The organism is Methylosinus sp. shoA, assembly GCF_059718125.1.
In genome coordinates this window covers 2,773,711-2,797,567 of the sequence record NZ_AP046091.1, presented here as the reverse complement: position 1 = coordinate 2,797,567, position 23,857 = coordinate 2,773,711, and the positions used below count along the sequence as shown (strand labels likewise).

Annotated in this window: 23 protein-coding genes; 10 read left to right on the top strand and 13 right to left on the bottom strand. The window is 65.0% G+C overall.

Going from position 1 to position 23,857, the window contains the following annotated elements:
* Positions 1-30: 30 nt before the first annotated feature.
* Positions 31-195: a Flp family type IVb pilin gene (locus tag AC6IW9_RS12705; RefSeq protein ID WP_497764081.1), complete on the bottom strand. Its 165-nt coding sequence runs from the start codon at positions 193-195 to the stop codon at positions 31-33.
* 151 nt (positions 196-346) lie between these two features.
* Positions 347-511 carry a Flp family type IVb pilin gene (locus tag AC6IW9_RS12700; RefSeq protein ID WP_497764080.1) on the bottom strand — a complete coding sequence of 55 codons (165 nt, stop codon included), beginning with the start codon at positions 509-511 and terminating at the stop codon, positions 347-349.
* Positions 512-739: 228 nt separating this feature from the next.
* On the opposite strand from AC6IW9_RS12700, the gene AC6IW9_RS12695 reads away from it, so the two are divergent.
* The 3 genes from AC6IW9_RS12695 to AC6IW9_RS12685 are packed head-to-tail and all read left to right on the top strand — an operon-like array spanning position 740 to position 2,583.
* Positions 740-1,207, top strand: a complete 468-nt coding sequence (locus tag AC6IW9_RS12695; protein WP_497764079.1) for a pilus assembly protein N-terminal domain-containing protein — start codon at positions 740-742, stop codon at positions 1,205-1,207.
* 12 nt (positions 1,208-1,219) lie between these two features.
* Positions 1,220-1,837: a TadE/TadG family type IV pilus assembly protein gene (locus AC6IW9_RS12690; protein WP_497764078.1), complete on the top strand. Its 618-nt coding sequence runs from the start codon at positions 1,220-1,222 to the stop codon at positions 1,835-1,837.
* Between the two features lie 2 nt (positions 1,838-1,839).
* On the top strand, positions 1,840-2,583 hold the full coding sequence (locus AC6IW9_RS12685) for a TadE/TadG family type IV pilus assembly protein (protein WP_497764077.1): 744 nt from the start codon (positions 1,840-1,842) through the stop codon (positions 2,581-2,583).
* 27 nt (positions 2,584-2,610) lie between these two features.
* Here the strand turns inward: AC6IW9_RS12685 and AC6IW9_RS12680 are convergent, their stop codons facing one another.
* Positions 2,611-3,456, bottom strand: coding sequence for a DUF6456 domain-containing protein (locus tag AC6IW9_RS12680; RefSeq protein WP_497764076.1), 846 nt, complete (start codon positions 3,454-3,456; stop codon positions 2,611-2,613).
* On the bottom strand, positions 3,453-3,824 hold the full coding sequence (locus AC6IW9_RS12675) for a helix-turn-helix domain-containing protein (protein ID WP_497764075.1): 372 nt from the start codon (positions 3,822-3,824) through the stop codon (positions 3,453-3,455). Before AC6IW9_RS12675 ends, AC6IW9_RS12680 begins: the two co-directional genes overlap by 4 nt.
* 135 nt (positions 3,825-3,959) lie before the next feature.
* Here AC6IW9_RS12675 and AC6IW9_RS12670 point away from each other — a divergent pair, with 135 nt between their 5' ends.
* Together AC6IW9_RS12670 and AC6IW9_RS12665 are read left to right on the top strand one after the other, a co-directional pair.
* Positions 3,960-4,310 carry a hypothetical protein gene (locus AC6IW9_RS12670; RefSeq protein WP_497764074.1) on the top strand — a complete coding sequence of 117 codons (351 nt, stop codon included), beginning with the start codon at positions 3,960-3,962 and terminating at the stop codon, positions 4,308-4,310.
* Positions 4,311-4,414: 104 nt separating this feature from the next.
* Positions 4,415-5,227 (top strand): hypothetical protein, encoded by an 813-nt coding sequence (locus tag AC6IW9_RS12665; RefSeq protein ID WP_497764073.1) that lies wholly within the window; start codon positions 4,415-4,417, stop codon positions 5,225-5,227.
* On the opposite strand, the gene yidD is transcribed toward AC6IW9_RS12665, so the two are convergent.
* From yidD to AC6IW9_RS12635, 6 genes are all read right to left on the bottom strand, one after another.
* Positions 5,143-5,520, bottom strand: coding sequence for a membrane protein insertion efficiency factor YidD (yidD, locus tag AC6IW9_RS12660; protein ID WP_497764072.1), 378 nt, complete (start codon positions 5,518-5,520; stop codon positions 5,143-5,145). The two genes, AC6IW9_RS12665 and yidD, sit on opposite strands and share 85 nt — an antisense overlap.
* Before the next feature lie 91 nt (positions 5,521-5,611).
* Positions 5,612-9,799: a DNA-directed RNA polymerase subunit beta' gene (gene rpoC / locus AC6IW9_RS12655; RefSeq protein WP_497764071.1), complete on the bottom strand. Its 4,188-nt coding sequence runs from the start codon at positions 9,797-9,799 to the stop codon at positions 5,612-5,614.
* Positions 9,800-10,013: 214 nt separating this feature from the next.
* A complete protein-coding gene (gene rpoB, locus AC6IW9_RS12650; protein ID WP_497764070.1) occupies positions 10,014-14,159 on the bottom strand; it encodes a DNA-directed RNA polymerase subunit beta in 4,146 nt (1,381 codons plus the stop codon).
* A 155-nt stretch (positions 14,160-14,314) separates the two neighbouring features.
* Positions 14,315-14,695, bottom strand: coding sequence for a 50S ribosomal protein L7/L12 (gene rplL / locus AC6IW9_RS12645; RefSeq protein ID WP_497764069.1), 381 nt, complete (start codon positions 14,693-14,695; stop codon positions 14,315-14,317).
* A gap of 49 nt (positions 14,696-14,744) precedes the next feature.
* The gene (rplJ, locus tag AC6IW9_RS12640) at positions 14,745-15,266 is read right to left on the bottom strand and encodes a 50S ribosomal protein L10 (protein ID WP_497764068.1); all 522 of its coding nucleotides are present in this window, start codon (positions 15,264-15,266) and stop codon (positions 14,745-14,747) included.
* Between the two features lie 682 nt (positions 15,267-15,948).
* Entirely contained in the window at positions 15,949-16,902 is a 954-nt protein-coding gene (locus AC6IW9_RS12635; protein ID WP_497764067.1) for an N-acetylmuramic acid 6-phosphate etherase, read from the bottom strand.
* A 145-nt stretch (positions 16,903-17,047) separates the two neighbouring features.
* Between AC6IW9_RS12635 and AC6IW9_RS12630 the strand changes: the two genes are divergently transcribed.
* Together AC6IW9_RS12630 and nagA are read left to right on the top strand one after the other, a co-directional pair.
* The gene (locus AC6IW9_RS12630) at positions 17,048-18,079 is read left to right on the top strand and encodes an SIS domain-containing protein (RefSeq protein ID WP_497764066.1); all 1,032 of its coding nucleotides are present in this window, start codon (positions 17,048-17,050) and stop codon (positions 18,077-18,079) included.
* Positions 18,076-19,212 (top strand): N-acetylglucosamine-6-phosphate deacetylase, encoded by a 1,137-nt coding sequence (gene nagA, locus AC6IW9_RS12625; RefSeq protein WP_497764065.1) that lies wholly within the window; start codon positions 18,076-18,078, stop codon positions 19,210-19,212. The genes AC6IW9_RS12630 and nagA overlap by 4 nt, the downstream gene beginning before the upstream one ends.
* A gap of 45 nt (positions 19,213-19,257) precedes the next feature.
* Here the strand turns inward: nagA and AC6IW9_RS12620 are convergent, their stop codons facing one another.
* The 3 genes from AC6IW9_RS12620 to AC6IW9_RS12610 form a co-directional block, all read right to left on the bottom strand.
* Positions 19,258-19,755: a DUF6328 family protein gene (locus AC6IW9_RS12620; protein WP_497764064.1), complete on the bottom strand. Its 498-nt coding sequence runs from the start codon at positions 19,753-19,755 to the stop codon at positions 19,258-19,260.
* Between the two features lie 93 nt (positions 19,756-19,848).
* Positions 19,849-20,415, bottom strand: a complete 567-nt coding sequence (locus AC6IW9_RS12615; RefSeq protein ID WP_497764063.1) for a DNA-binding protein — start codon at positions 20,413-20,415, stop codon at positions 19,849-19,851.
* Positions 20,416-20,474: 59 nt separating this feature from the next.
* Positions 20,475-21,332, bottom strand: a complete 858-nt coding sequence (locus AC6IW9_RS12610; RefSeq protein WP_497764062.1) for a glucose 1-dehydrogenase — start codon at positions 21,330-21,332, stop codon at positions 20,475-20,477.
* Between the two features lie 429 nt (positions 21,333-21,761).
* Between AC6IW9_RS12610 and AC6IW9_RS12605 the strand changes: the two genes are divergently transcribed.
* From AC6IW9_RS12605 to AC6IW9_RS12595, 3 genes are read left to right on the top strand one after another with little or no spacing between them, the layout of a single operon-like run.
* Positions 21,762-21,980: an RNA-binding protein gene (locus tag AC6IW9_RS12605; protein WP_497764061.1), complete on the top strand. Its 219-nt coding sequence runs from the start codon at positions 21,762-21,764 to the stop codon at positions 21,978-21,980.
* The gene (locus AC6IW9_RS12600) at positions 21,977-22,897 is read left to right on the top strand and encodes an LAPAL motif-containing putative phage structural protein (RefSeq protein ID WP_497764060.1); all 921 of its coding nucleotides are present in this window, start codon (positions 21,977-21,979) and stop codon (positions 22,895-22,897) included. The genes AC6IW9_RS12605 and AC6IW9_RS12600 overlap by 4 nt, the downstream gene beginning before the upstream one ends.
* Before the next feature lie 48 nt (positions 22,898-22,945).
* The gene (locus AC6IW9_RS12595) at positions 22,946-23,815 is read left to right on the top strand and encodes an IS1 family transposase (RefSeq protein ID WP_497764059.1); all 870 of its coding nucleotides are present in this window, start codon (positions 22,946-22,948) and stop codon (positions 23,813-23,815) included.
* The last annotated feature ends 42 nt before the right edge of the window (positions 23,816-23,857 follow it).

The window sequence follows — 23,857 nt, the reverse complement described above, 5'->3', positions numbered from 1 at the left end:
ATGGCCGAACACGACGCCTGCGACCGGCGATCAGGTCAGGTTCTGAGCGATCTTGTCGAAGGTGTTGGACAGATTCGTTCCGACCAGCTTCACGGCGACGATGATGACGACCGAGATCAGCGCTCCGATCAGGCCATACTCGATGGCCGTCGCGCCGGACTCGTTCTTGATGAAGGAAGCGAGGATATTCTTCATGGCGTGCTTTTCTCCTGTGGCGAAAAAGGTGCGGAACGAGAAATCGATCCGCCGCCCCGCAATGGCCGACCCACGGATTTTCGACCGCGGCCGGGTGGTCTCTATGGCGTCGCGATCCGAGCGAAGCCGGCGCTCGATGGCGCCGCCGCGCTCAGGTGAGGTTCTGGGCGATCTTGTCGAAGGTGTTGGACAGATTCGTTCCGACCAACTTCACGGCGACGATGATGACGACCGAGATCAGCGCGCCGATCAGGCCATATTCGATGGCCGTCGCGCCGGACTCGTTCCCGACGAAGCGGGCGATCATGGATTTCATGGCAGTTGCTCCTGACACCACAATACGTGATCCGCTTGTCGAGCCCCGCTCGCCGGATCGGGGAAGACACTAGGTAGAACTTCTTGCAATCACGTTAATCGGGTTGTGAACCGAATCATCGCCTGTATGCGGTCTTCTTCAGCAAGGATTCATGATTGCGTGGTGCGATGGCTCGCGCGAATCGACGACGATGCGCAAAACGTGTTTCCTGCGGTAATGAGGTGAGTGATGAGCTGGCGGCGGGTCTTTCGACTCTTGTTTCCTATTGCCGTCGTCGCCGCCGCAGGCGCAACGTCGCGGAGCCTTGCGGAATCGCGCACGCTCTATGTCGATGTGGACCGCGCGCGCGTCGTGCGCATGCCGGACGGAGCGCAGACGATCATCATCGGCAATCCGCTCGTCGCCGACGTGACCATGCTCAAAGCCAACCGGCTGCTGGTCGTGACGGGAAAGAGCTTCGGAACCACCAATCTCATCCTGCTCGACGAGACCGGCGGGGAAGTCGTCGAGCAGACGATCACCGTCACGCCGCCGGCCGACAAGCTGGTGGTCCTGCGCGGAATGCGGCGCGAATCCTACGCCTGCTCGCCCGATTGCGCCCCGGCGGTCGATCTCGCGGACGACAAGGACTATACGTCGCAGGTCGTCGATGCGATCAAGCTGCACGAGAGCTCCGCGGCGCCCGGCAAGCGCTGAGCGAGAGGGACGATGAAGACTCCGAGCTTCACTCTCTCGCCCGGCGGCCGACGCGTAGCGCGGCGCTTCCGCGCGGATCGCCGGGCGACCATGTCCGTCGAATTCGCCATGGTCTCCGTGCCGCTGCTCGGACTCATCGGCGCGATCTTCGAGGTCGGCCTCGTCTTCCTGAAGAGCGAGCAGCTCCAGAACGCCACGCAGAACGCCAGTCGCGCCGTGCTCACGCATAGCGTCGGCAATATGACCTATCAGAACTTCATCAATAATTACGTCTGCACGTGGCAGAGCGCTGGAACCGTCGCGCCGGGCACTCTGGACAGGTCGTTCGACTGCTCGCGCCTCCTCGTCGATGTGAGCAGCCCATCGAACTGGTCCAGCGCCGACACGTCCAACCGCTTCTATACGACGCCCAATGCGCTCGGCGCGACGATCGCCATGCCGGCCGCGGGCAGCATCGCCATCGTGCGCATCGTCTATCCGATGCCGATGGTGACTGCGATACTGACGGGTGGAATTCTGAAAGGCATGACGCTCGGCAATGGAAAGACGGCGAATGGCTGGCTCACTTCCTACAATGGCGTCTGGTGCCATATGCTGCTCGGCGTCGCATCCTTCCGCGTGGAGCCGTAGTCATGAACCGACGTGGAACGGCTCGCGCGCCCTTTCTCGCCGACGAGGCCGCGATATCGGCGGTCGAATTCGCTCTCATCCTGCCGATCGCGTTGCTGCTCTATCTCGGGCTCGTCCAGTTGGCGCTCGGACAGCGCGCGTCGCAGAAGCTCGACCTCGTCGCACATTCTTTGTCGGATCTGACGGCGCAGCAATTGACCGGCGGTTCGGCGACCGGCCAAGCCGGAATGAACGAGACGACGATCCAAGGCATCTTTTCGGCGGCGACGACGCTGATTGCGCCCTATTCCGCGACCGGCCTGAGGATGACGATTTCCGAGGTGACCATCACCGCGGATTCGTCGCAGGCGAGCGGCTACAAGGCGAGCGTGAACTGGAGCATCACGAAGAACTCCGGCGCGCTTCGCCCGTGCAAGATCGGCGGCGTCGCCAAGCTCAACGCCGCCGACACGCGGCCGGTCGACCCCAACTCCATGCCGACGAGCTACACCGCCGCCAAGACGGTCACGCTGACCAACTCCAACGGCTCGACGACCAATGTGTCGGTCGCGCCCACCATCGGCTCGATCATCGTCGCCGATGTAGTCTATCCCTATGCGCCGGGGCGCGGCTTCTCGCGCTTCGACTGGCTGCCGGCCACGATCACCATGGCGCGCACGAGCTATTCGCCCGTGCGCAACACATATAGCCCCAACCACATACAATATTACATGACCACGGGGACGAATTGCTCGGCGTCCCCGTGATATGCGGCCGGGCGCCACCGCCGCGGATCAAATCTCCGGACGATAATCCTCCGCGCCCCAATGCAGCAGGCGCCGCGCCTGCTGCGGGCCGCGCGCCTCGCCCGAGAGGCCATAGTGCAGCGCCAGCCGCTCGAGCGCAATTCCGAGGACCACTTTGGCCGAGCGATGCGGCCAGCCGCGCTCGCTCTCGACGAGTTCGAGACCTTTGAGATAGCCGCAGACATCGGTGAGCAGGCCCGCGAGATCGGGCCCGACCGCGTCGAAGGCGCGCGCGAGGCGGCGGCGCGCGTCGATGGCGACCTCCGCTGCCGGCGCGCCGCCCACGCCGCCCGTCCGACCCGCGGGCGCCTCCCAGTCCGCGGTCACGCGCTGGAGAAGCTGCGCCTGCGTCACATCGCGGCGGAAGCGCTCGCCCGCCTCCACCTGCTGCGGCGCCAGAAAGGGCCGGCCGTCGCGATCCTTGCGCCGCGCGAGCCAGGCGAGCGGGCTTTCGCCCTCATTGACCAGCGCCGGCGCCGCGCCCTCCTCGACGCGCATCCGCGCGAGCGGCGAATGCTGGGCGCGGAAGGGATCGGCCGTTGCCGGCGAGGCGCTGCGGCGCAGAGCGGCGCGTCCCTCCTGCGTCGGCAGGAGGCGGCGCGCCTGTCCCTCCCCCTCCCATCGCGCGAGCCCCTGCGCTATCGCGAGTTCGGCGGCGCCCATCGGCAGGCTGGCGCGCACGACGGTCACGCCATTGCGCGGCGCGACGACGACGATGGCGCTCTCGTCGATCTGGCCGCGCAGGGCGCGCGCGCCGGGCTCGTCCAGCGCTTCGAGCAGGCGGCGAGCCGCGCGGTCGAGGGCTTCGGAAGCAGAGCGCTGTCGCTTGGTCATGAATCGTCTCCGATCGCTGGAATGGCCGGGGAAGCGTGAAAGAGCGAGAGTAGCGAGCGCTGTGCGGCGAGGCCGGCCTCGAGGGCGGCGACGGCGCGGTCGAAAGACGGATCGTCGCGCCGGTCCTCGATCGCGGCGCAGGCGTGACGCACGCTGGCGCGATCGCGATGAAACGCGCGTGCGCAGGCCGAAAGGCTCGCGCCATAGACGACATGATGCAGATAGAGGGCGAGCTGCCGCGCCTCGGCGACGGACGCCCTCCCGCGTCTGGGGGATGTGATCGCGGCGGGGTCGACGCCGCGGGCGGCCGCCGAGGCGGCGACACACAGTGTGGAGCCATCGCGTCGAGATATCGTGTCGTCATACATGCGGATCATCGACGAAAAGGGCGCTCGGCCGAAGGACGTCGACGATATTTCAGATTATAATCCTATTCAAGAGAAAAAAAACTTATCCCCGGGCGCTCCGCCTCGGCGATGCTGACGCATCCGGAGACCCGCCCCATGCCGCATTCGCCCAACCCGTTTTCGTCCCATCCCTCGACCGACCGTCGCCTGCACGAGTGCGCGCGCGCCGCGCTCGGGTCGACGCTCGACGCGGCCGTCGCCGCCTATCGCCGCAGCGATTTTCTTCGATCTTTCTATCGCTTGTCCGGGGAAACCATCGCTGCCGAGACGCCAGAGGCGTCTCGCGCCGTGTTGCGCGAGATCGAGCGGGCGCTGCGCGGCGAGCGCGCCCGCGCCGGACATTGGACCTATGATCTCGACCGTCATATCGGTCTCGTCGTCGCCTATCGCGCCGAGCAGGCGCGCGCGAAACGCATCGCGCGCCGCGCGCGCCGGCCGAGCGCGTAGCGCGCCGCTCTTTGTGACGCCGCGGGAATGGTCTACATAGCGGCGGACCGCAAAGACGCGCCGTCTGATCCCTTTCGTTCATCGCGAGGGCGTATCGAAGACCGATGATGTTGATCGAAAGATTGCTCGCTCTCGCGACCGGCGCGGTCGTCGCGATCTGCCTCGGCGTCGGCCTCGTGATGATGGCGCTCGGCCCGGGCCGAAAGGACGCCGTCGAGCCGCGCGCGCTCTCGACGGCCGTCGCGCCCGCCGCCGACCGCGCGGCGGCGCGCGCGCGGATCGAACTTTCGATCGCCGAAGCGCCGGAGTATCGCAAATTCTTCGATCGGCTGCGCCAGACCTTCCCGGCGGATTACGATGCGACGCTCGACGCCTTCGCGGCCGGCGGCGCCGGCGCCGGCGCCATCGATTTCTACCTCGCCGAGGCGGTCCGCCGGCTGCGGCAGGCGCGCGGCGTTCTCGCGGCGCGCGCCGAGCCCACCGTGCTCGCGCGCGTGTTCGACCTCAATCTCGCCGTGCTGCGCGCCCTCGCCGGTGAAGACAAGAAGCTCTGCGCCGCCTTCCTCTATGGCGGAGTCGATCAGGACTTTCATAATTTCGCCGCGCGGCGGCGCGCCCTGGTGGGCGAGATGGCGGCGGTCGGCCTCGAGGCCATAGCCAGCGGCCGCACACGCAACGAGGCGCGCGCGGCGCCGAGCGACGAGGATTTTCGCGCGCTGGAAAAGGCTCTAGTGGAGCGTGGGCTCGGCAAGGCGGAGATCGATTCGCTGCTCGACGGCAAGACCCCAGATCCTCCCTTCGACGACGACAGGACCTGCGCGATGGGCCAGACCTATCTCGAGGCGCTGCGCGGCCTGCCCGAGCCGATCCGGCTGCGCATCTGGGGACTCGCGGTGGAGCTGATGGCGCGGTCCTGATTTTCGACCGCCTCGCAGACGGCGGGACGCCGCCGAGCCCCATAGCGCCAGGGCGCGAGCGGCGACGCGTCGGCGGGCGCCGTCTCGGGAACGGGATCATAGCCGTCGCCGCCGCCGGGCCGGCAACGGCAGACGCGCGCGAGCCCCATCCACCCGCCCGCCCAGAGGCCATGCCGGCGGATCGCCTCGTCCGCATATTCGGAGCATGTCGGCAGGTAGCGGCACTCGCGGCCGATGAAGGCCGAAAGGGTCAGGCGATAGAGGAGGATGAGGGCGCGGGCGAGAGTGGCCATCGAGGCTCCCCCGACTCTCGGACGGCTCGCGGCCCTTCTCTCGCTTGCGGGAGAAGGGAAGCGCACGTCGAGAGTCGACCTATTTCCGGCCTCACTCCGCCGCGGCGGGCGGCAGCTGCGGCGTCGGGCGCGCTTCGGCTTCCGCCTGGCGCTGGGTGATGATGAGATCGTCGCGGCCCGAGGCGATGGAGCGGAACTTCGCCATCGCCGCGCCCGTCCCGGCCGGGATCAGCCGGCCGACGATCACATTCTCCTTCAGGCCGACCAGCGGATCGACCTTGCCGTTGACCGCGGCCTCGGTCAGCACGCGCGTCGTCTCCTGGAAGGACGCCGCCGAGAAGAAGGAGCGCGTCTGCAGCGAGGCCTTGGTGATGCCGAGCAGCACCGGCGTGCCGGTCGCGGGCTTCTTGCCTTCCTCCAGCGCCCTGGCGTTCGCCTCCTCGAGCTCGGCGTGGTCCACCTGCTCGCCGTCGAGGAAGCCGGTGTCGCCCGCATCGACGATATCGACCTTCTGCAGCATCTGGCGCACGATCACTTCGATGTGCTTGTCGTTGATGTTGACGCCCTGGAGCCGGTAGACCTCCTGGATCTCGTTGACGAGATAAGCAGCGAGCTCCTCGACGCCCTTGATGGCCAGAATGTCGTGCGGCGCCGGATTGCCGTCGACGATGTAGTCGCCCTTCTCGACGATGTCGCCGTCCTGCAGATGGACGTGCTTGCCCTTCGGGATCAGATATTCGACCGGCTCCGCGCCCTCCTCGTGCGGGACGATGCTGACGCGCTGCTTGTTCTTGTAGTCGCGGCCGAATTGCACCGTTCCCGAGATCTCGGCGATGATCGCATGATCCTTCGGACGGCGCGCCTCGAACAGCTCGGCGACGCGCGGCAGACCGCCGGTGATGTCGCGCGTCTTGGCGCTCTCGACCGAGATACGCGCCACAATGTCGCCCGCCTTGATCTGCGAGCCCGGCTCGACCGCGATGATCGAGTCGACCGGTAGAGTATAGCGGGCGTCGCCGCCGCGCTGCAGCTTGGTGATCTTGCCGTCGGCCGTCTTGATGACGATCGCGGGCTTGAGGCTCGCCGAGCGGGCGTTGAGACGCCAGTCCATCACGACGCGCTTGGTGATGCCCGTCGACTCGTCGGCCGTCTCCGACACCGACTGGCCCTCGACGAGATCCTCGAAGCCGATCGCGCCGTCGACCTCGCTGACGATGGGACGCGTATAGGGGTCCCACTCCGCGATGCGCTGGCCGCGCTTGATCTTGTCGCCTTCGTCCACCTTGAGCCGCGCGCCGTACTGAATACGGTTCACCGCGCGCTCGACCCCGTCCGGACCGATGATCACCACTGCGACGTTGCGCGCCATGACGATCAGATCGCCGTCCGAGTTGCGCGCCACATGGCGGTTGCGGATATGGACCGTGCCCTCGAAGTTCGACTCCATGAAGGACTGGTCCGCGATCGTCGCCGCGCCGCCGATATGGAAGGTGCGCATGGTGAGCTGCGTGCCCGGCTCGCCGATCGACTGCGCCGCGATGACGCCGACCGCCTCCCCCATATTGACCGGCGTGCCGCGCGCGAGATCGCGTCCGTAGCATTTGGCGCAGACGCCGTTCTTGGCCTCGCAGGTCAGCACCGAACGGATCTTCACCTCCTGAATGCCGGCGGCGTTGATGCGCTCGATGTGCCACTCCTGGATCATCTCGCCGATCGGCACGATCACATTGCCGTCCTGGTCGCGCAGCTCTTCCGCCGTGGTGCGGCCGAGAATGCGCGAAGCGAGCGTCGCGACGACCTGGCCGGCGTCGATGATCGCCCGCATGCGGATGCCCTTGTCGGTGCCGCAGTCGGTCGTGGTGATGATCGAATCCTGCGCGACGTCGACGAGACGGCGCGTCAGATAGCCCGAGTTCGCGGTCTTCAACGCGGTGTCCGACAGGCCCTTGCGGGAGCCGTGCGTCGAGTTGAAATATTCGAGAACGGTGAGGCCCTCTTTGAAGTTCGAGATGATCGGGCTCTCGATGATCTCGCCCGAGGGCTTCGCCATCAGTCCGCGCATCGCCGCGAGCTGCTTCATCTGCGCCGGCGAGCCGCGCGCGCCCGAATGCGACATCATGTAGATCGAATTGATCGGCATGTCGCGGCCGTGCTCGTCCTTACGCACCGCGGAGATGCGCTGCATCATCTCCTCGGCGAGCTTGTCCGTGCATTTCGCCCAGGCGTCGACGACCTTGTTGTATTTCTCGCCCTGGGTGATCAGGCCGTCGTTGTATTGCTGCTCGTATTCCTTGGTCGCGGCGCGCGTCTCGGCGACGATGCGCTCCTTCGTCTCCGGCACGACCATATCGTCCTTGCCGAAGGAGATCCCCGCCTTGAACGCCTCGCGGAAGCCGAGCGACATGATGCGGTCGCAGAAGATCACCGTCTCCTTCTGACCGCAGTTGCGGTAGACGGTGTCGATCATGTTGGAGATCTCTTTCTTCGTCATCAGCTTGTTGGCCGCGTCGAAGGGGATCTTGCGGTTCTTCGGCAGGAGCTGGCCGAGCATGAGACGCCCCGGCGTCGTGTCGAAGATCTTCGACACGCGCCTGCCGTTCTCGTCATAGGTCCAGGCCCGGCCCTTGATCTTCGTATGCAGCGTGATCGCCTTGGCGGCGAGCGCATGCTCGATCTCGCCATGATCGGCGAAGGCCATGCCCTGGCCCGGCTCGCCGTCGCGCTCCAGCGTGAGGTAATAGAGACCGAGAACGATATCCTGCGACGGCACGATGATCGGCTGGCCATTGGCCGGATGCAGGATGTTGTTCGTGGACATCATCAAGACGCGCGCCTCGAGCTGCGCCTCGAGCGACAAGGGCACGTGCACGGCCATCTGGTCGCCGTCGAAATCGGCGTTGAAGGCCGCGCAGACGAGCGGATGCAGCTGAATCGCCTTGCCCTCGATCAGCACCGGCTCGAAGGCCTGAATGCCTAGTCGGTGAAGCGTCGGCGCGCGGTTCAGGAGAACCGGATGCTCGCGGATCACCTCGTCGAGGATGTCCCAGACCTCCGGCTTCTCCTTCTCGACCAGCTTCTTGGCCTGCTTCACCGTCGCCGAATGGCCCTTCGCGTCGAGGCGCGAATAGATGAAGGGCTTGAACAGCTCGAGCGCCATCTTCTTTGGCAGGCCGCATTGATGGAGCTTGAGCTCCGGGCCGACGACGATGACCGAGCGGCCGGAATAATCGACGCGCTTGCCGAGCAGGTTCTGGCGGAAGCGGCCCTGCTTGCCCTTCAGCATGTCGGCGAGGGATTTCAACGGCCGCTTGTTGGCGCCGGTGATGACGCGGCCGCGGCGGCCGTTGTCGAACAGAGCGTCGACGGCCTCCTGCAGCATGCGCTTCTCGTTGCGGATGATGATGTCCGGCGCGCGCAGCTCGATCAGCCGCTTCAGACGATTGTTGCGGTTGATGACGCGGCGGTAGAGGTCGTTCAGATCCGAGGTCGCGAAGCGGCCGCCGTCGAGCGGCACCAGCGGACGCAGATCCGGCGGAATGACCGGGATTTCCTTCAGGATCATCCATTCCGGACGATTGCCCGACTGGATGAAGGCCTCGATGATCTTGAGGCGCTTGGCGAGTTTCTTCGGCTTCAGCTCGGTCGTCGCCTCGGCGATCTCCTGGCGCAGACGCGCGGCGATCCCTTCGAGATCCATCGATTCGAGCAGCTTGCGGATCGCTTCCGCGCCGATCATGGCGGTGAAATTGTCTTGCCCATATTCGTCCTGGGCGCGCAGATATTCGTCCTCGGTGAGGAGCTGGCGCTCCTTCAGAGGCGTGAGGCCCGGATCGATGACGATATAGGACTCGAAATAGAGGATGCGCTCCAAGTCCTTCAGCGTCATGTCGAGCAGAAGGCCGATGCGCGAGGGCAGCGACTTCAGGAACCAGATATGCGCGACGGGCGCGGCGAGCGAGATATGGCCCATGCGGTCGCGGCGCACGCGCGCGAGCGTGACCTCGACGCCGCATTTCTCGCAGATGACGCCCTTGTATTTCATGCGCTTGTACTTGCCGCACAAGCACTCGTAATCCTTGATGGGCCCGAAGATGCGCGCGCAGAACAGGCCGTCGCGTTCCGGCTTGAAGGTGCGGTAGTTGATCGTCTCCGGCTTCTTGATCTCGCCGAACGACCAGGAAAGGATCTTTTCGGGGCTCGCGATCGAAATCTGAATCTGATCGAACGCCTGCGGCTGGACGACCGGATTGAAGAGATTCATGACCTCTTGCTGATTCATGGTCTTCTCCTGGAGACGCAGGACGGAGCTCGCCTTTCCGTCGCGTCTGGATTCTCGGTGCGCGTCCCCTCTCCCGCTTGCGGGAGAGAGTGGCCCGGCGAAGCCGGGCCGGGTGAGGGCCCCTCGGGCTCATGCGCGGCGCCGGCCCTCATTTGACCCTCACCATGCGAGGGCCGCCTTCTCCCGCAAAGCGGGAAAAGGGAGAGCCGTGGAATTATTCCGCCGCTTCGGCCGTCTCGGTCGTCGGCGGCTGCTCCTCGCCGCCCTCGACGGCCGTGGTGAGCTCGACATTGAGCGCGAGCGAACGCATCTCCTTGATGAGCACGTTGAAGCTTTCCGGAATGCCCGACTCGAACGTGTCGTCGCCGCGCACGATCGATTCATAGACCTTGGTGCGGCCGGCGACGTCGTCCGACTTCACGGTCAACATCTCCTGCAGCGTGTACGCCGCGCCATAGGCCTCGAGCGCCCACACTTCCATCTCGCCGAAACGCTGCCCGCCGAACTGCGCCTTGCCGCCGAGCGGCTGCTGCGTGACCAGCGAATAGGGGCCGATCGAGCGGGCGTGGATCTTGTCGTCGACGAGATGATGCAGCTTCAGCATATAGATGTAGCCGACCGTGACCTTGCGGTCGAAGGGCTCGCCCGTGCGTCCGTCATAGAGCGTCACTTGTCCCGTGGGCGAGAGTCCCGCCCGCGTGAGCATGTCGCAAATGTCCTTCTCTCGCGCGCCGTCGAAGACAGGCGTCGCGATCGGCACGCCGCGGCGCAGATTCTTGCCGACTTCGAGCAGCGTCGGCTCGTCGAGCCGTTCGAGCGACTCGTTCGGGCCATAGATCTCGACGAGCTTTTCCTTCAGCGGCGCCGGATTCCTGCTGCGTAGATAGGCGTCGACCGCGGCGCTGACCTGCTTGCCGAGGCCGGCGCAGGCCCAGCCGAGATGCGTCTCGAGAATCTGGCCGACATTCATGCGGCTCGGCACGCCGAGCGGGTTCAGCACGATGTCGACCGGCGTTCCGTCCTCGAGGAAGGGCATGTCCTCCTGCGGCACGATGCGCGAGACCACGCCCTTGTTGCCGTGGCGGCCGGCCATTTTGTCGCCGGGCTGGATCTTGCGCTTCACCGCGACGAAGACCTTGACCATCTTCATCACGCCGGGCGGCAGCTCGTCGCCGCGCTGCAGCTTCTCGACCTTGTCGAGGAAGCGATTCTCGAGACCCTTCTTCGACTCGTCGTATTGCTTGCGCACGGCCTCGATGCCGGCCATCAGATTGTCGTCCTCGACGACGAAGGTCCACCATTGCGAGCGCGGATATTCGTCGAGGATCGACTGCGTCAGCGTCTCGCCCTTCTTGAAGCTCTTCGGCCCGGCGATTGCGACCTTGCCGAACAGCATCTCCTGAAGACGAGCGTAGACGTTGCGGTCGAGAATGGCGAGCTCGTCGTCGCGGTCCTTGGCGAGACGCTCGATCTCCTCGCGCTCGATCGCCTGGGCGCGCTCGTCCTTCTCGACGCCGTGGCGGTTGAACACGCGCACCTCGACGATGGTGCCCTGCACGCCCGGCGGCACGCGCAGCGAGGTGTCGCGCACGTCGGACGCCTTCTCGCCGAAGATGGCGCGCAGGAGCTTCTCCTCCGGCGTCATCGGGCTCTCGCCCTTGGGCGTGATCTTGCCGACGAGAATATCGCCCGCCTGCACTTCCGCGCCGATGTAGACGATGCCCGCCTCGTCGAGGTTCTTCAGCGTTTCTTCCGAGACATTCGGAATATCGCGGGTGATCTCTTCCGGGCCGAGCTTGGTGTCGCGCGCCATCACCTCGAATTCGTCGATGTGAATGGAGGTGAACACGTCCTCCTTCACGATGCGCTCGTTCAAGAGGATCGAATCCTCGAAGTTGTAGCCGTTCCAGGGCATGAAGGCGACGAGCACATTGCGGCCGAGCGCGAGATCGCCCATATCGGTCGACGGACCGTCGGCGATGATGTCGCCCTTCCTCACATGATCTCCGACCTTCACCAGCGGCTTCTGATTGATGCACGTCGACTGGTTCGACCGCTGGAACTTCATCAGCCGGTAGATGTCGACGCCGGGCTTCGCCGGGTCTTGCTCCTCGGTCGCCCGGATGACGATACGGGTCGCGTCGATCTGATCGACGATTCCGGTGCGGCGCGCCGCTATGGCCGCGCCCGAGTCGGCGGCGACGATCGGCTCCATGCCGGTGCCGACGAAAGGCGCGTCGGCCTTCACCAGCGGCACGGCCTGACGCTGCATGTTGGAGCCCATCAGCGCGCGGTTGGCGTCGTCGTTCTCGAGAAACGGAATGAGCGCCGCGGCGACCGAGACGAGCTGCTTGGGCGACACGTCCATCGCATCGACGCGCTCGCGCGGAACGAGCACGACATCGCCGGCGTGACGGCAGAGCACCAGATCTTCGGTGAGATTGCCTTCCGCGTCGATCGGCGCATTGGCCTGCGCGACGTGGTATTTCTGCTCTTCCATCGCCGAGAGATAAGCGACCTCGTCGGTCACCTTGCCGTCGCGCACGCGGCGATAGGGCCCCTCGATGAAGCCATATTTGTTCACGCGCGCAAAAGTCGCGAGCGAGTTGATGAGGCCGATGTTCGGACCTTCCGGCGTCTCGATCGGGCAGATGCGGCCGTAATGCGTCGGATGCACGTCGCGCACCTCGAAGCCCGCGCGCTCGCGCGTCAGGCCGCCCGGCCCCAGCGCCGAGAGACGGCGCTTGTGGGTGATCTCCGACAGCGGATTGGTCTGGTCCATGAACTGCGACAGCTGCGACGAGCCGAAGAACTCGCGCACCGCCGCCGCCGCCGGCTTGGCGTTGATCAAATCCTGCGGCATCACCGTGTCGATATCGACCGAGGACATGCGCTCCTTGATCGCGCGCTCCATGCGCAGCAGGCCGAGACGATACTGATTCTCCATCAGCTCGCCGACGCTGCGCACGCGGCGGTTGCCGAGATGATCGATGTCGTCGATCTCGCCGCGGCCGTCGCGCAGATCGACGAGCGCGCGCACCACTGCGACGATATCGTCCTTGCGCAGCACGCGCATCGTGTCGGGCGCGTCGAGATCGAGGCGCATGTTCATCTTCACGCGGCCGACCGCCGAGAGATCATAGCGTTCGGCGTCGAAGAACAGCGAAAAGAACATCGCCTCCGCCGTATCCATGGTCGGCGGCTCGCCCGGACGCATCACGCGGTAGATGTCGAAGAGCGCGTCCTCGCGCGACGAGTTCTTGTCGATCGCCAGCGTGTTGCGGATATAGGGGCCGATGTTGATGTGGTCGATATCGAGCACGGGCAACTCGTCGAAGCCCTTCTCGATCAGCATGGGCAGCGTCTTCACCGTGATCTCGTCGCCGGCCTCGGCGAAGATCTCGCCCGTCGACGGATCATAGAGATCCTGGGCCAGATATTGGCCGTAGAGATCCTCGGACTGGACCTTGATCGCCTTCACGCCCTTCTCGGCGAGCTGGCGCGCGGCGCGCACGGTGAGCTTCTTGCCGGCCTCGACCAGCACTTCGCCCGTATCGGCGTCGACGATGTCGTTGACCGCCTTCACGCCCTTCAGGCGCTCCGGATCGAAGGGCTGGCGCCAGCTGTCGCCCGCGGCCTTGTAGGCGACGGTCTTGTAGAAGGTCGACAGAATCTCCTCGCCGTCCATGCCGAGCGCGAAGAGCAGCGACGTCACCGGAATCTTGCGGCGGCGGTCGATGCGCGCATAGACGATGTCCTTGGCGTCGAACTCGATGTCGAGCCAGGAGCCGCGATAGGGAATGATGCGCGCCGCGAACAGGAGCTTGCCGGAGGAATGGCTCTTGCCCTTGTCGTGGTCGAAGAACACGCCCGGCGAGCGGTGCATCTGCGAGACGATGACGCGCTCGGTGCCGTTGACGATGAAGGTGCCGTTCGCCGTCATGAAGGGCATGTCGCCCATATAAACGTCCTGCTCCTTGATGTCCTTGACCGACTTCGCCTGCGTGTCGGGGTCGACGTCGAACACGATGAGGCGCAGCGTCACCTTCAGCGGCGCGGCGAAGGTCATGCCGCGCTGGCGGCATTCGTCGACGTCGTATTTCGGCGGCTCGAATTCGTAGCGCACGAATTCGAGCAGCGACACTTGCGAGAAGTCGGAGATCGGGAAGACGGATTTGAACACCGACTGCAGCCCCTCGTCCGGGCGCCCGCCCGGCGGCTCGTCGACGAGGAGGAACTGGTCATAGGAGGCTTTTTGAACTTCGATCAGATTGGGCATCTCCGCGGCTTCGCGGATGTGCCCGAAGAATTTGCGGACACGCTTGCGACCGGAGAATATGTGCGCCGACGTCTGAGCCATGTCGCCTCTCGATCCTCTCTGGTGAAAGCGAACAGCGAGTTGCGAATAGCGAATAGAGGGACTCTCCTATTCGCTATTCGCCATTCGCCCTCCGCTCCTGATCAACCGTCTCGAAAGCCCTCTCCCGCGGCATGCGGAAGAGGGCGCGTCTCGTCTTACTTGAGCTCGACCTTGGCGCCGACCTTCTCGAGGGTGGCCTTGATCTTCTCGGCCTCCTCCTTGGAGACGCCTTCCTTGACCGGCTTGGGCGCGCCCTCGACCAAGTCCTTGGCCTCCTTGAGGCCGAGGCCGGTGATCGCGCGGACCTCCTTGATGACCTCGATCTTCTTGTCGCCGGCGGCGGCGAGGATGACATTGAACTCGGTCTTCTCCTCGACGGGAGCCGCGGCCGCGGCTCCCGCGCCCGGAGCCGCGGCGACGGCGACCGCCGCAGCGGCGGAGACGCCCCACTTCTCCTCGAGCAGCTTCGCGAGCTCGGCGGCCTCGAGCACGGTCAGAGCCGACAGCTCCTCGACGATCTTTTCCAGATTGGCCATTGGCGTTCAGTCCTTCGAATTTGGTTGGATGGTTGATGCGGTCCGCCTGTCAGGCCGCATTCGCGTCTCTGTCGGCATAGGCCTGGACCACGCGCGCGAGCTTTCCGGCCGGAGCCGTCGTGAGCTGGGCGAGCTTCGTCGCGGGCGCCTGGATGAGGCCCACGAGCTTGCCGCGCAGCTCGTCGAGCGACGGAAGAGTCGCGAGCGACTTCACACCGTCCACGTCGAGCGCGGTGGCGCCGAGCGCGCCGCCGAGGATGACGAATTTGTCGTGATCCTTGGCGAAGGCCGCGGCGACCTTGGGCGCCGCCACCGGATCGTCCGAATAGGCGATCAGGGTCGGTCCCTTCAGAAGGGAGCCGATGGAGGCGACGCTCGTGCCGTCGAGAGCGATTTTGGCGAGGCGGTTCTTGGCGACCTGAACGCCGGCCCCGGCTTCGCGCGCTTGCCTGCGCAGCTTCTGCATCTGGGCGACGGTCAGGCCGGAGTAATGCGCCACGACGACGACCGGGGTCTTCGAAAAGACCTCGTTCAGCGCCGCGACGGCTTGCTTCTTCTCCGCTCTGTCCACGGTTGCTCTCTCCTCGAGCGGGGCGCGAGGCCCCGCCGGCTGCGAAAAACCGCCCTCCCCCGCGGGCGCGGCGGAGGAACGGCCCCGTAGATCCTGTCCCCTCGGCGGCGGCCCGGGCGGGCCGCGCTTCGGATCAGAGGGGCGCCAACCAAATTCGAAAGACCGCGCGCCGGCCGCTTTGCAAAGCGACCCGCCGGCCCTACAATTCCGGTCTTCCCCGTCTATGCAGGCCGCCCGCGCGAAAGACGGATGGCTCCGTCTGTCGCCCGAGCCGATTGAGCTCCTCCTCGGGACGAGACCCGAAGAGGAGCGCCGGCAGTCTCGGACAGGACATGGCCGGACGGGACGCGAGGAAACTTCCCCGGGTCCGCCGGCCTATCCACCGCCTCGCCTCTCTCCTCGATAGGAGATTGGTCCGACGGAAGCTCTGTTTGAAAGCGGGGTCGCGAACGCTGACCGACCCCGGAACGGCCTATTTAACGATCCTTACGGCCTTTGCCAAGGAGTTTCTCGCGAGATTTGTCTCGGCGAGGAAGCGAAGCGTCGCATCCCCCGCCGAGCTCTCGGCCCGCCACGCGGGGAAAGGCGCTCGAGCATGACCGTCGCCGCGCCTACGATGCGACGCCGCGGACGGTGGTCGACCGCACATTCGCGAGCCCGATATCGTCGGCGGCGCGCTCATTCAACCACCCGGCGTCGGCTTCGTCGAGGCCGTCGACCGGCGGGGCGTTCGAGCCGCGGGCGCGTCACGAATCGAGTCCAGCATCTCGAAGGCGCGGCGCAGATGCCCATGGGCCGCGCCGAGCGCAGCCTCCGCCTCGGCGCGGCCAACCCCATGCAGTAGGAGCAAGGCGAGCTTCACGCTGCCGCCGGCGCGACGCAACGCCTCGTCGATCTCTTCGGCTCCGCGGCCGGTCAGCCGCGCGAGGATTTTCTCGCTGCGGCGAACGAGCTTCGTGTTCGACGCCTGCACATCCACCATCAGCCCCTCATAGACGCGGCCGAGCAGGATCATCACGAGGGACGACAGCAGCAGCAGCGCGATGCGCTGCGCGGTGCCCGCCTTCATGCGCGTCGAGCCGGCGATCGCTTCCGGCCCCGTATCGAGAAAAATCGCATGATCGGCTTCGGCGAGCAGCGGCGCATCGCGATTATTGGCGATGCCGATCGCGAGGGCGCCGGCGCGCTTGGCCTCCCGCAAGCATGCGAGAGTGAAGGGCGTCGTGCCGCTCGCGGCGAGTGCGATGAGCACATCGGGACCGCGCACTCCGTGCCGCCGCATGAGCTCGACGGCGCGCGCGCTCTCGTCCTCGGCGCCTTCCACCGCCTTCAGCAGAGCATCCTCGCCGCCGGCGATGAGCAAGAGCAGTCTTTCCTGCGGCCAGCCGAAGGTCGGCGTGAGCTCGGCGCCGTCCTGCACCGCGAGTCGCCCCGAGGTTCCGGCGCCGACATAGACGAGCCGCCCGCCTTCGCCGAGCCGCCGCTCGATCGCGAGCGCCGCGCTTTCCAGCGACTCCCGCGCCGCACGCACGGCGGCGACGGCCGCGAGCTGCCCTTCGATCATCGCATCGAGGATTTCTCCCGGCTCCCATGCGTCGATGCGCGAATAGCGTGGGCTCGGACGTTCGGTTTCCATGTTTGCTTCTCCTGGCGACAGAGTTTTGGTCCGCACGGGCGAATCACAAGCGCGAGCGGAAGCGTTTCGTGATTTGCTTCTCGCGCCCTCCGCGCCATTGTGAGATAAGGGCGCCGCCGGGGGGCGCGCACGAGCAGAGCCGCCGATGACGACGCCAGACAATCAGATGGCTGCAGAAGCGCGCGAAGCGCCTCGAGCGGTGGCGCGACAGGAACGCCTGCTCGCCGAACCGCTCGCGCGTCTCGTCGCGCGGCTCCGCGAACGGCCGCCGCACGTCGCCGTCACCTGCGCGCGCGGCAGCTCCGCCCATGCCGCGACCTTCGGCAAGCATATGATCGAGCGCCATATCGGCTTGCCCGTGGCGGCGGCGGCGCCGAGCATCGCCAGCGTCTATCACCGAAGCCTTCGCCTGAAAGGCCAGCTGTTCCTGGCGATCTCGCAGTCGGGCGGCAGCAATGATCTCATCGCGCTCGCGTCGGCGGCGCGCGGCGCGGGCGCGGTGACGGCCTGCCTCGTCAACGAGACGCGCAGCGAACTCGCCGCGCAATGCGAATTCGTGCTGCCGATGGACGCCGGACCAGAGATCGCCGTGCCGGCGACGAAGACCTTCATCGCTTCGCTCGCCGCGCTCGCCCGGCTCGTCGCGCTCTGGTCCGAGGACGAGGCCTCGACGGCGGCGCTGGCGCGTCTGCCGGACCGGCTCGCGGCGGCGGCTGAGCTCGACTGGAGCGCGCTCGTCGACGTTTTCACTCGCGCCGACAGCCTCGTGACGATCGGCCGCGGGCCGACGCTCGCCATTGCGCGCGAAGCGGCGTTGAAGCTCAAGGAAACCTCCAACCTCCACGCCGAGGCCTTCAGCTCGGCGGAGTTTCTGCACGGGCCGGTGTCGCTGGTGTCGCCGCTTTATCCGGTGCTGTTGCTCACGCCGCAGGACGAGGCCGCGCCCGGCATGCGCGCGCTCGCCGCCGATCTTCGCCACAAGGGCGCCGCGCTGTTTGCGGCCGATCGTGAAAGCGAAGCCACGGCGCATCTGCCGACTCTCGCGCCCGATCACAGCGAGCTCGACGCCATCTGCCTGATCCAGAGCTTCTACGGCGTCGTCGCCCGCCTCGCGGCCGCGCGCGGCGCCGACGTCGACCGTCCGCGCCATTTGCAGAAGGTCACGCGCACGCGATGAACGATCGATTTGCGATCGCCGCGGATGTCGTCTTCGACGGCGACCGCATCCGTCGCGACGCCGCCGTTCTGATCGAAGATGGAGCGATCGCCGCGCTGGCGCCGCGCCGCGCCGCCACGCGAGCGGAGGTCGTCGCGCTGCCCGCGGGCGCCTGGCTCGCGCCGGGCTTCATCGACATTCAGGTCAATGGCGGCGGCGACATTCTCTTCAACGACGAGCCGACGCCCGAGGCGATTTCGGCTATTCTGCACGCGCATCGCAAATTCGGCACGACGTCGCTGCTGCCGACGCTCATCACCGACACGGACGAGAAGATGCGCGCCGCAGCGCGCGCCGTCGCGGCGAGCATCGCGCGCGAGCCGGGCGTGCTCGGCGTGCATTTCGAAGGACCGTTCCTCTCGCCGCAGCGGCTCGGCGTGCATCGCGGCGATCTCGTTCGGCGCCCGGAGCCGCATCATCTCGCCCTGCTGGCGCCGCCGCCGGGCGGCGTCTCGCTGGTGACGCTCGCTCCCGAGGAGACCCCGGAAGGGTTCATCGGGTCGCTCGTTCACGCCGGCTGCAAGGTCGCGCTCGGCCATTCCATGGCGACTTATGAGCAAACACGCGCGGCGATGCGGGAAGGGCTTTCGGGCTTCACTCACTTGTTCAACGCCATGCGCCCGCTCGCGAGCCGCGAGGGCGGCCCGATCGCCGCGGCGCTGGAATCCCCGGGCGCCCATTACGGCTTGATCGTCGACGGCGAGCATGTGCATCCCGCCGTGCTGCGGCTCGCGCTACGCGCCGGCGCCGGCCATCCGATGCTCGTCACCGACGCCATGCCGCCAGTCGGCGGAAGCATGGGCGAGTTCGCCCTTCAAGGTCGCCGCATTCTTGCGCGCGGGGGACGCTGCGTGACGGAGGAAGGGGTTTTGGCCGGCGCCGCGCTCGACATGGCGAGCGCCGTGCGCAATTGCGTCGCGCTGCTCGGCCAGCCGCTCGCACGCGCGCTCGCTTTCGCCGCACGCGAGCCGGCGCAGTTCCTGGGGCTCGGCGATCGGCTCGGCCGTCTCGCGCCGGGCTATCGTGCGGATATCGTCGCTTTCGTCCCGGAGACTGTCGAGGTCATCGCGACCTGGGTCGCCGGCGAGCGCTGATCTCCCGGGGTCATTGCCGGGAGCGAAGCGACGCTAGCAATCGGCTCATCCCGATGTTCGTCTCCGCTTTACGAGCGGATAGGCGAACCACAGACCGGCGAGAACGAGGAATAGCACAGCTGCAATCGAGGCGCTCGCAACCGTGTCGGCAAGAATGACGCTGGCCACGATATACACGTCGAACGTCAACGAGACCGATAGCGGAGCCATTGCGCCGGCAATCATTTTCGAGGTGAAGCGGATGAAGAATTGCGACCCCGCTTCCGGCTCGACAATGCGATGGTAGACCGCCGGGGCCATGATGAGCGCGATCGACAGCGTGGTCAGGAGAACAGCAGACAAATGCAAGAGCTGGCCGAAGTCGGACAGCCGATCGAAACGCTGATTGAACACGGCTATCATTTGAAAGCCGAAAAGCGCTTGCAGCCCGGGGGTGACCACCCGCGCTTCCTCGAGGGCGAGTTGCATCCTTTTCATCGACGTTTCGTCGTCGGAGGACGAACCAGGCTGCCGTATCTCGCTCGGCGGGCTCCCGACGCTCATGGCGACGCTCCGTCGTCTCTCAAATCCGGAGGAGTTCGCGATTGGATGGCGACAGCGAAAACGAACGGGCAGCGAGCCGAATAGTCGTCCAAGTCACGACGAGCGGGCGTGTGCAGTGCTTCGTGCGCGCGTTCTCGCCGCCTTTTGCGCGGCCTTCTTTCTCCCGCGCGCGCCCTTGGTCTGCGCCGCCTTCCGCGCGGCGGCGGAACGGCCGGCGGGGCCTTTCGTCTCGGCGGCTTTCTCGGAGGCGGCGGCGCGGTCCTCGCTGGACCGGCGTGCGGCGGCGCGTTTGGCCTGTCGCGAGAGCGCCTCGTGCGACGCCGTGTTCTTCGGTTCGCGGTCGAGGGCGTCCGAAACGGCGCGCGAGACCCGCGGGCGGCGCTTCGTTTTGCGTTCGCCCCGGCCGACCTCATACGCATATTCGGCGCTCTTCCGCGTGCTCTCCTCGGCCTCGCCCTTCTCGGGCGGGGGCAGGTCGACGCCCGCCCGCCTCGCCTTGGAAAGCCCGATAGCGATCGCTTGTCGCGGCGAACGGGCTCCGTGTTCGCCGCGGCGGACCTTCTCGATCTCTTCGTGCACGAACGCCCCGGCTTGCGTGGTCGGAGCCTTTCCCTCGCGCTCGGCCCTTCGGGCCTTCTCGATGGTCGACTTGTCGGACATGGTCGATGTCCCTCCGCATGAAGGCGAAACCGAAGAGGGCGAAAATCGATTCGGTCCCGTCACAAGAATGGGCGGCCGCCCGTCACTGCGATGGTCGCGCCGGAGACATAGCTCGAGAGAGGATCCGCCAGCATCACATAGGCGGTCGCGAGCTCCGCCGGCTGCCCGGGTCGTTTCATCGGCGTCCCGCTGCCGAAGCTTTCGACGGACTCCTCGGGCAGCGTGGAGGGAATGAGCGGAGTCCAGACGGGACCGGGAGCCACCGCGTTCACGCGAATGTCTCGACTGGCGAGCATCTGCGCCAGCCCTGCGGTGAAGTTCTGGATGGCGCCCTTCGACGTCGCATAGGCGAGCAGCATGGGATTGGGCGCGTCGGAATTGATCGAGGCCGTGTTGATGATCGAGCTTCCGGGCTTCATGTGCGGAACCGCGGCTTTCGTCAGATAGAACATCGCATGCAGATTCACCCGAAAGGTCAACTCCCATTCTTCATCGGAAATATCCGCGATATCGTCGAAGGCGGCTTGATGGGCCGCATTGTTGACGAGAATATCGATGCGGCCGAACTCCCGAACGACCTCGCTCACCAGCTCTCGACAATGGGCGGAGCCTTGAATATCGCCGGGGAATAGAATCGCTCGGCGGCCTTCCGATTGCACCAGACGCTTCGTCTCTTCGGCGTCTTCGTCCTCGTTCAGATAGGAGATCAGGATATCTGCGCCCTCGCGGGCGAAGGCGAGCGCGACGGCTCTGCCGATGCCGCTGTCTCCCCCGGTGATGACGGCGGTTTTCCCCGCGAGGCGCCCCGCCCCCTCATATGTCGCTTCGCCATGATCGGGCCGCGGCGTCATCTTTCGGGTGAGGCCCGGCATGTCCTGTCGCTGCTTCGGAAAGGGCGGATTGGGGTATTCCGGCATCTCGCGTCGCTCCAGAGCGTTGCACTTCGGACCGCCGAGTAGAATTCGCGAGGGACCCGACCGAACGTAACCCCTCGGCGGTCCAAAGGTTCCTTGTCGCCCAACTCGCGCGCCGCAAGCCTCTCGCGCTTCGGCGTCGCGGTCCGGCCCGAGTTCCGCCGGCGTCTCGATGGGTCAGGCGGTCCGTGTGGTCGCGCGCCAGGCGCAGATCGTCGACGAGCCCCTCCACCATGCCGCCCACATCGCTCCACCGCCTCTTGCGGCATGTGGAAGGGGTAGTGTCTCAGTTTCGATTTTCGGCATGAGCGCCTCCCCTCAAAACCGCGCTGCCGATTCCTATGTCAGGAGGATGTCGCCAAAAGGCGGTGTGCGTGGTAGCATACGAGTCGGTATATAAAGATTTCTTTATATGCTCCAAAGGAGGGGATTATGCCGAAGGGTCCGCAGGGACAGAAACGTCCGGCCGATGCGATCGGCTGCGCCGTCATGGTCGCTAAGATCGCCACGGGCGAGATGACCGAGGAATTGAAGCAGCCGTCCGGCAAGGTCCGCTCGGGGAAGGCTGGTGCCGAGGCGCGTGCGGCGAAACTCTCACAGGAGGAACGGTCGGCCATCGCCAAAAAGGCGGCGGCGCGCCGTTGGGGATGATGGCGCATCGCGCTGGATTCATAGTCTCTTTTGATGGCCCTGGAGTTGAAGAGGGGCGCATTGATGTAAGGGAATTGGCCCCGGCTCTATTGTCGCTTGGGAAGGTCATCGATGCGGCAAATTTGGCGATTTATGGAGAAAAGTCGCAAATAAGAGTTGAGGCTAAAGCAGTTTCAATAGGGTCGTTCGAGGTATCAATCGATGCTGTAATCACAAATTGGAACGTGTTTACTTCGTTTTTGGATGGGGCTGATGCCCAGCACGCAAAATTGATCTTAGAATGGATTGGTATTATCGGCACCCCGGCAACGGCCGGTCTTGTTGGAGTATGCCGTTTTCTTAAGGGCAAGCGCCCGGCGCGCGTCGCGAGGGCCGAAGGTAATATTTTTCGGTTAGAGGTTGATGGAAGGGTTTTACACGTTCCGTTGGAAGTCATGCGTCTATATCAAGATGTAGCTGTAAATAAGGCGTTCAATGAGCTTCTGTCAGCCGTCGATAGCGATAATATTAACAAGATTGAATTTAGGCCAGATGGCGCGCCAAAGGAAGCGAAGACGCTGACGCTAGACCGAAGCGACAGGCCTAATTTTTTGATTGAAGAGCCGCCGCCGTCGGTTGTGACCGACGACACGCGGCGGGTCGCGCTATCAATACGGAGTTTAGCATTTCAAGAGGGGAATAAGTGGAGGCTGTTCGATGGGCAAAATACGATAACGGCCTCAATTGAGGATCGCGAATTTATTGACCGCGTGGATTCAAATCTTGTGCGCTTCGCAAAGGGGGATATTCTTTTGTGTGAGGTTAGAACTGTTCAGTCACAATCACGAGACGGCCTTAAAACAGAGCATACAGTGTTGAAAGTAATTGAGCATCGTCCCGCCCCCACACAAATTGGCTTGCCGTTCTCGGCTTCATAGTGAATAATATGCTTGCTATTGCGAGTAGCAAGGACTATGTTCAGTTTTATGAACAAGCTCCCTCTCGCCAAGCGCATTCAAATCCTCAACATGCTGGTTGAGGGATCGTCCCTGCGGTCTATCTCCCGCGTGGCGGATGTTTCGATTAACACCGTGACGAAGCTCATGGTGGACGCAGGCCATGTCTGCGACGCCTTCCACGACGAGAAGGTCCGCGGCGTTCGCGCAAAGCGCGTGCAATGCGATGAGATTTGGTCATTCACTTACGCCAAGCAGAAGAACGTCGCATCTGCGAAGGCTGCGCCAGAGGGCGCCGGCGACACTTGGACTTGGACGGGTATCGACGCGGACTCGAAGCTGATCGTTTCATGGCTCGTCGGCGATCGTGACGCAGATTATGCGCAGGCGTTCATGAACGATCTGGCGTCGCGCCTCGCGACCCGCGTTCAGATGACGACGGACGGCTTGAAGTCGTATCTGGAAGCGGTCGAAGGCGCATTCGGCTGTGACGTGGATTTTGCGCAGCTTGTGAAGCTCTATGGTGCGACGACCGAGAGCGCGAAAGGCCGCTACAGCCCCGCCGAATGTACGGGGATTAAGAAAATCGCGATCGAAGGCAAGCCGGACCCGAAACACATTTCAACGAGCTACGTCGAGCGCCAGAACCTAGCGATGCGCATGTCGATGCGTCGATTTACGCGCCTGACGAATGGCTTTTCGAAGAAGCTAGAGAACCACTGCCATGCGCTGGCGCTCTATTTCGTTCACTACAACTTCATGCGCATTCACAAGACCCTGCGCGTGACGCCAGCTATGGCGGCCGGGATCACCGATCGCGTATGGTCGTGGGAAGATATCATCGCAATTATCGATGAGGTCGACGCGAGCCGGCGCACGCTCAAGCGCAAGTCAGAATGAGCCCACTTTGCGGGCTTTACCTGACATAAAGACATATTTATA

Excerpts from the sequence above, each read along its gene's own strand:
- AC6IW9_RS12705 (WP_497764081.1), bottom strand. The coding sequence starts at position 195 with ATGAAGAATATCCTCGCTTCCTTCATCAAGAACGAGTCCGGCGCGACG.
- AC6IW9_RS12700 (WP_497764080.1), bottom strand. The coding sequence starts at position 511 with ATGAAATCCATGATCGCCCGCTTCGTCGGGAACGAGTCCGGCGCGACG.
- AC6IW9_RS12695 (WP_497764079.1), top strand. The coding sequence starts at position 740 with ATGAGCTGGCGGCGGGTCTTTCGACTCTTGTTTCCTATTGCCGTCGTC.
- AC6IW9_RS12690 (WP_497764078.1), top strand. The coding sequence starts at position 1,220 with ATGAAGACTCCGAGCTTCACTCTCTCGCCCGGCGGCCGACGCGTAGCG.
- AC6IW9_RS12685 (WP_497764077.1), top strand. The coding sequence starts at position 1,840 with ATGAACCGACGTGGAACGGCTCGCGCGCCCTTTCTCGCCGACGAGGCC.
- AC6IW9_RS12680 (WP_497764076.1), bottom strand. The coding sequence starts at position 3,456 with ATGACCAAGCGACAGCGCTCTGCTTCCGAAGCCCTCGACCGCGCGGCT.
- AC6IW9_RS12675 (WP_497764075.1), bottom strand. The coding sequence starts at position 3,824 with ATGTATGACGACACGATATCTCGACGCGATGGCTCCACACTGTGTGTC.
- AC6IW9_RS12670 (WP_497764074.1), top strand. The coding sequence starts at position 3,960 with ATGCCGCATTCGCCCAACCCGTTTTCGTCCCATCCCTCGACCGACCGT.
- AC6IW9_RS12665 (WP_497764073.1), top strand. The coding sequence starts at position 4,415 with ATGATGTTGATCGAAAGATTGCTCGCTCTCGCGACCGGCGCGGTCGTC.
- yidD (WP_497764072.1), bottom strand. The coding sequence starts at position 5,520 with ATGGCCACTCTCGCCCGCGCCCTCATCCTCCTCTATCGCCTGACCCTT.
- rpoC (WP_497764071.1), bottom strand. The coding sequence starts at position 9,799 with ATGAATCAGCAAGAGGTCATGAATCTCTTCAATCCGGTCGTCCAGCCG.
- rpoB (WP_497764070.1), bottom strand. The coding sequence starts at position 14,159 with ATGGCTCAGACGTCGGCGCACATATTCTCCGGTCGCAAGCGTGTCCGC.
- rplL (WP_497764069.1), bottom strand. The coding sequence starts at position 14,695 with ATGGCCAATCTGGAAAAGATCGTCGAGGAGCTGTCGGCTCTGACCGTG.
- AC6IW9_RS12635 (WP_497764067.1), bottom strand. The coding sequence starts at position 16,902 with ATGGAAACCGAACGTCCGAGCCCACGCTATTCGCGCATCGACGCATGG.
- AC6IW9_RS12630 (WP_497764066.1), top strand. The coding sequence starts at position 17,048 with ATGACGACGCCAGACAATCAGATGGCTGCAGAAGCGCGCGAAGCGCCT.
- nagA (WP_497764065.1), top strand. The coding sequence starts at position 18,076 with ATGAACGATCGATTTGCGATCGCCGCGGATGTCGTCTTCGACGGCGAC.
- AC6IW9_RS12620 (WP_497764064.1), bottom strand. The coding sequence starts at position 19,755 with ATGAGCGTCGGGAGCCCGCCGAGCGAGATACGGCAGCCTGGTTCGTCC.
- AC6IW9_RS12615 (WP_497764063.1), bottom strand. The coding sequence starts at position 20,415 with ATGTCCGACAAGTCGACCATCGAGAAGGCCCGAAGGGCCGAGCGCGAG.
- AC6IW9_RS12610 (WP_497764062.1), bottom strand. The coding sequence starts at position 21,332 with ATGCCGGAATACCCCAATCCGCCCTTTCCGAAGCAGCGACAGGACATG.
- AC6IW9_RS12605 (WP_497764061.1), top strand. The coding sequence starts at position 21,762 with ATGCCGAAGGGTCCGCAGGGACAGAAACGTCCGGCCGATGCGATCGGC.
- AC6IW9_RS12600 (WP_497764060.1), top strand. The coding sequence starts at position 21,977 with ATGATGGCGCATCGCGCTGGATTCATAGTCTCTTTTGATGGCCCTGGA.
- AC6IW9_RS12595 (WP_497764059.1), top strand. The coding sequence starts at position 22,946 with ATGAACAAGCTCCCTCTCGCCAAGCGCATTCAAATCCTCAACATGCTG.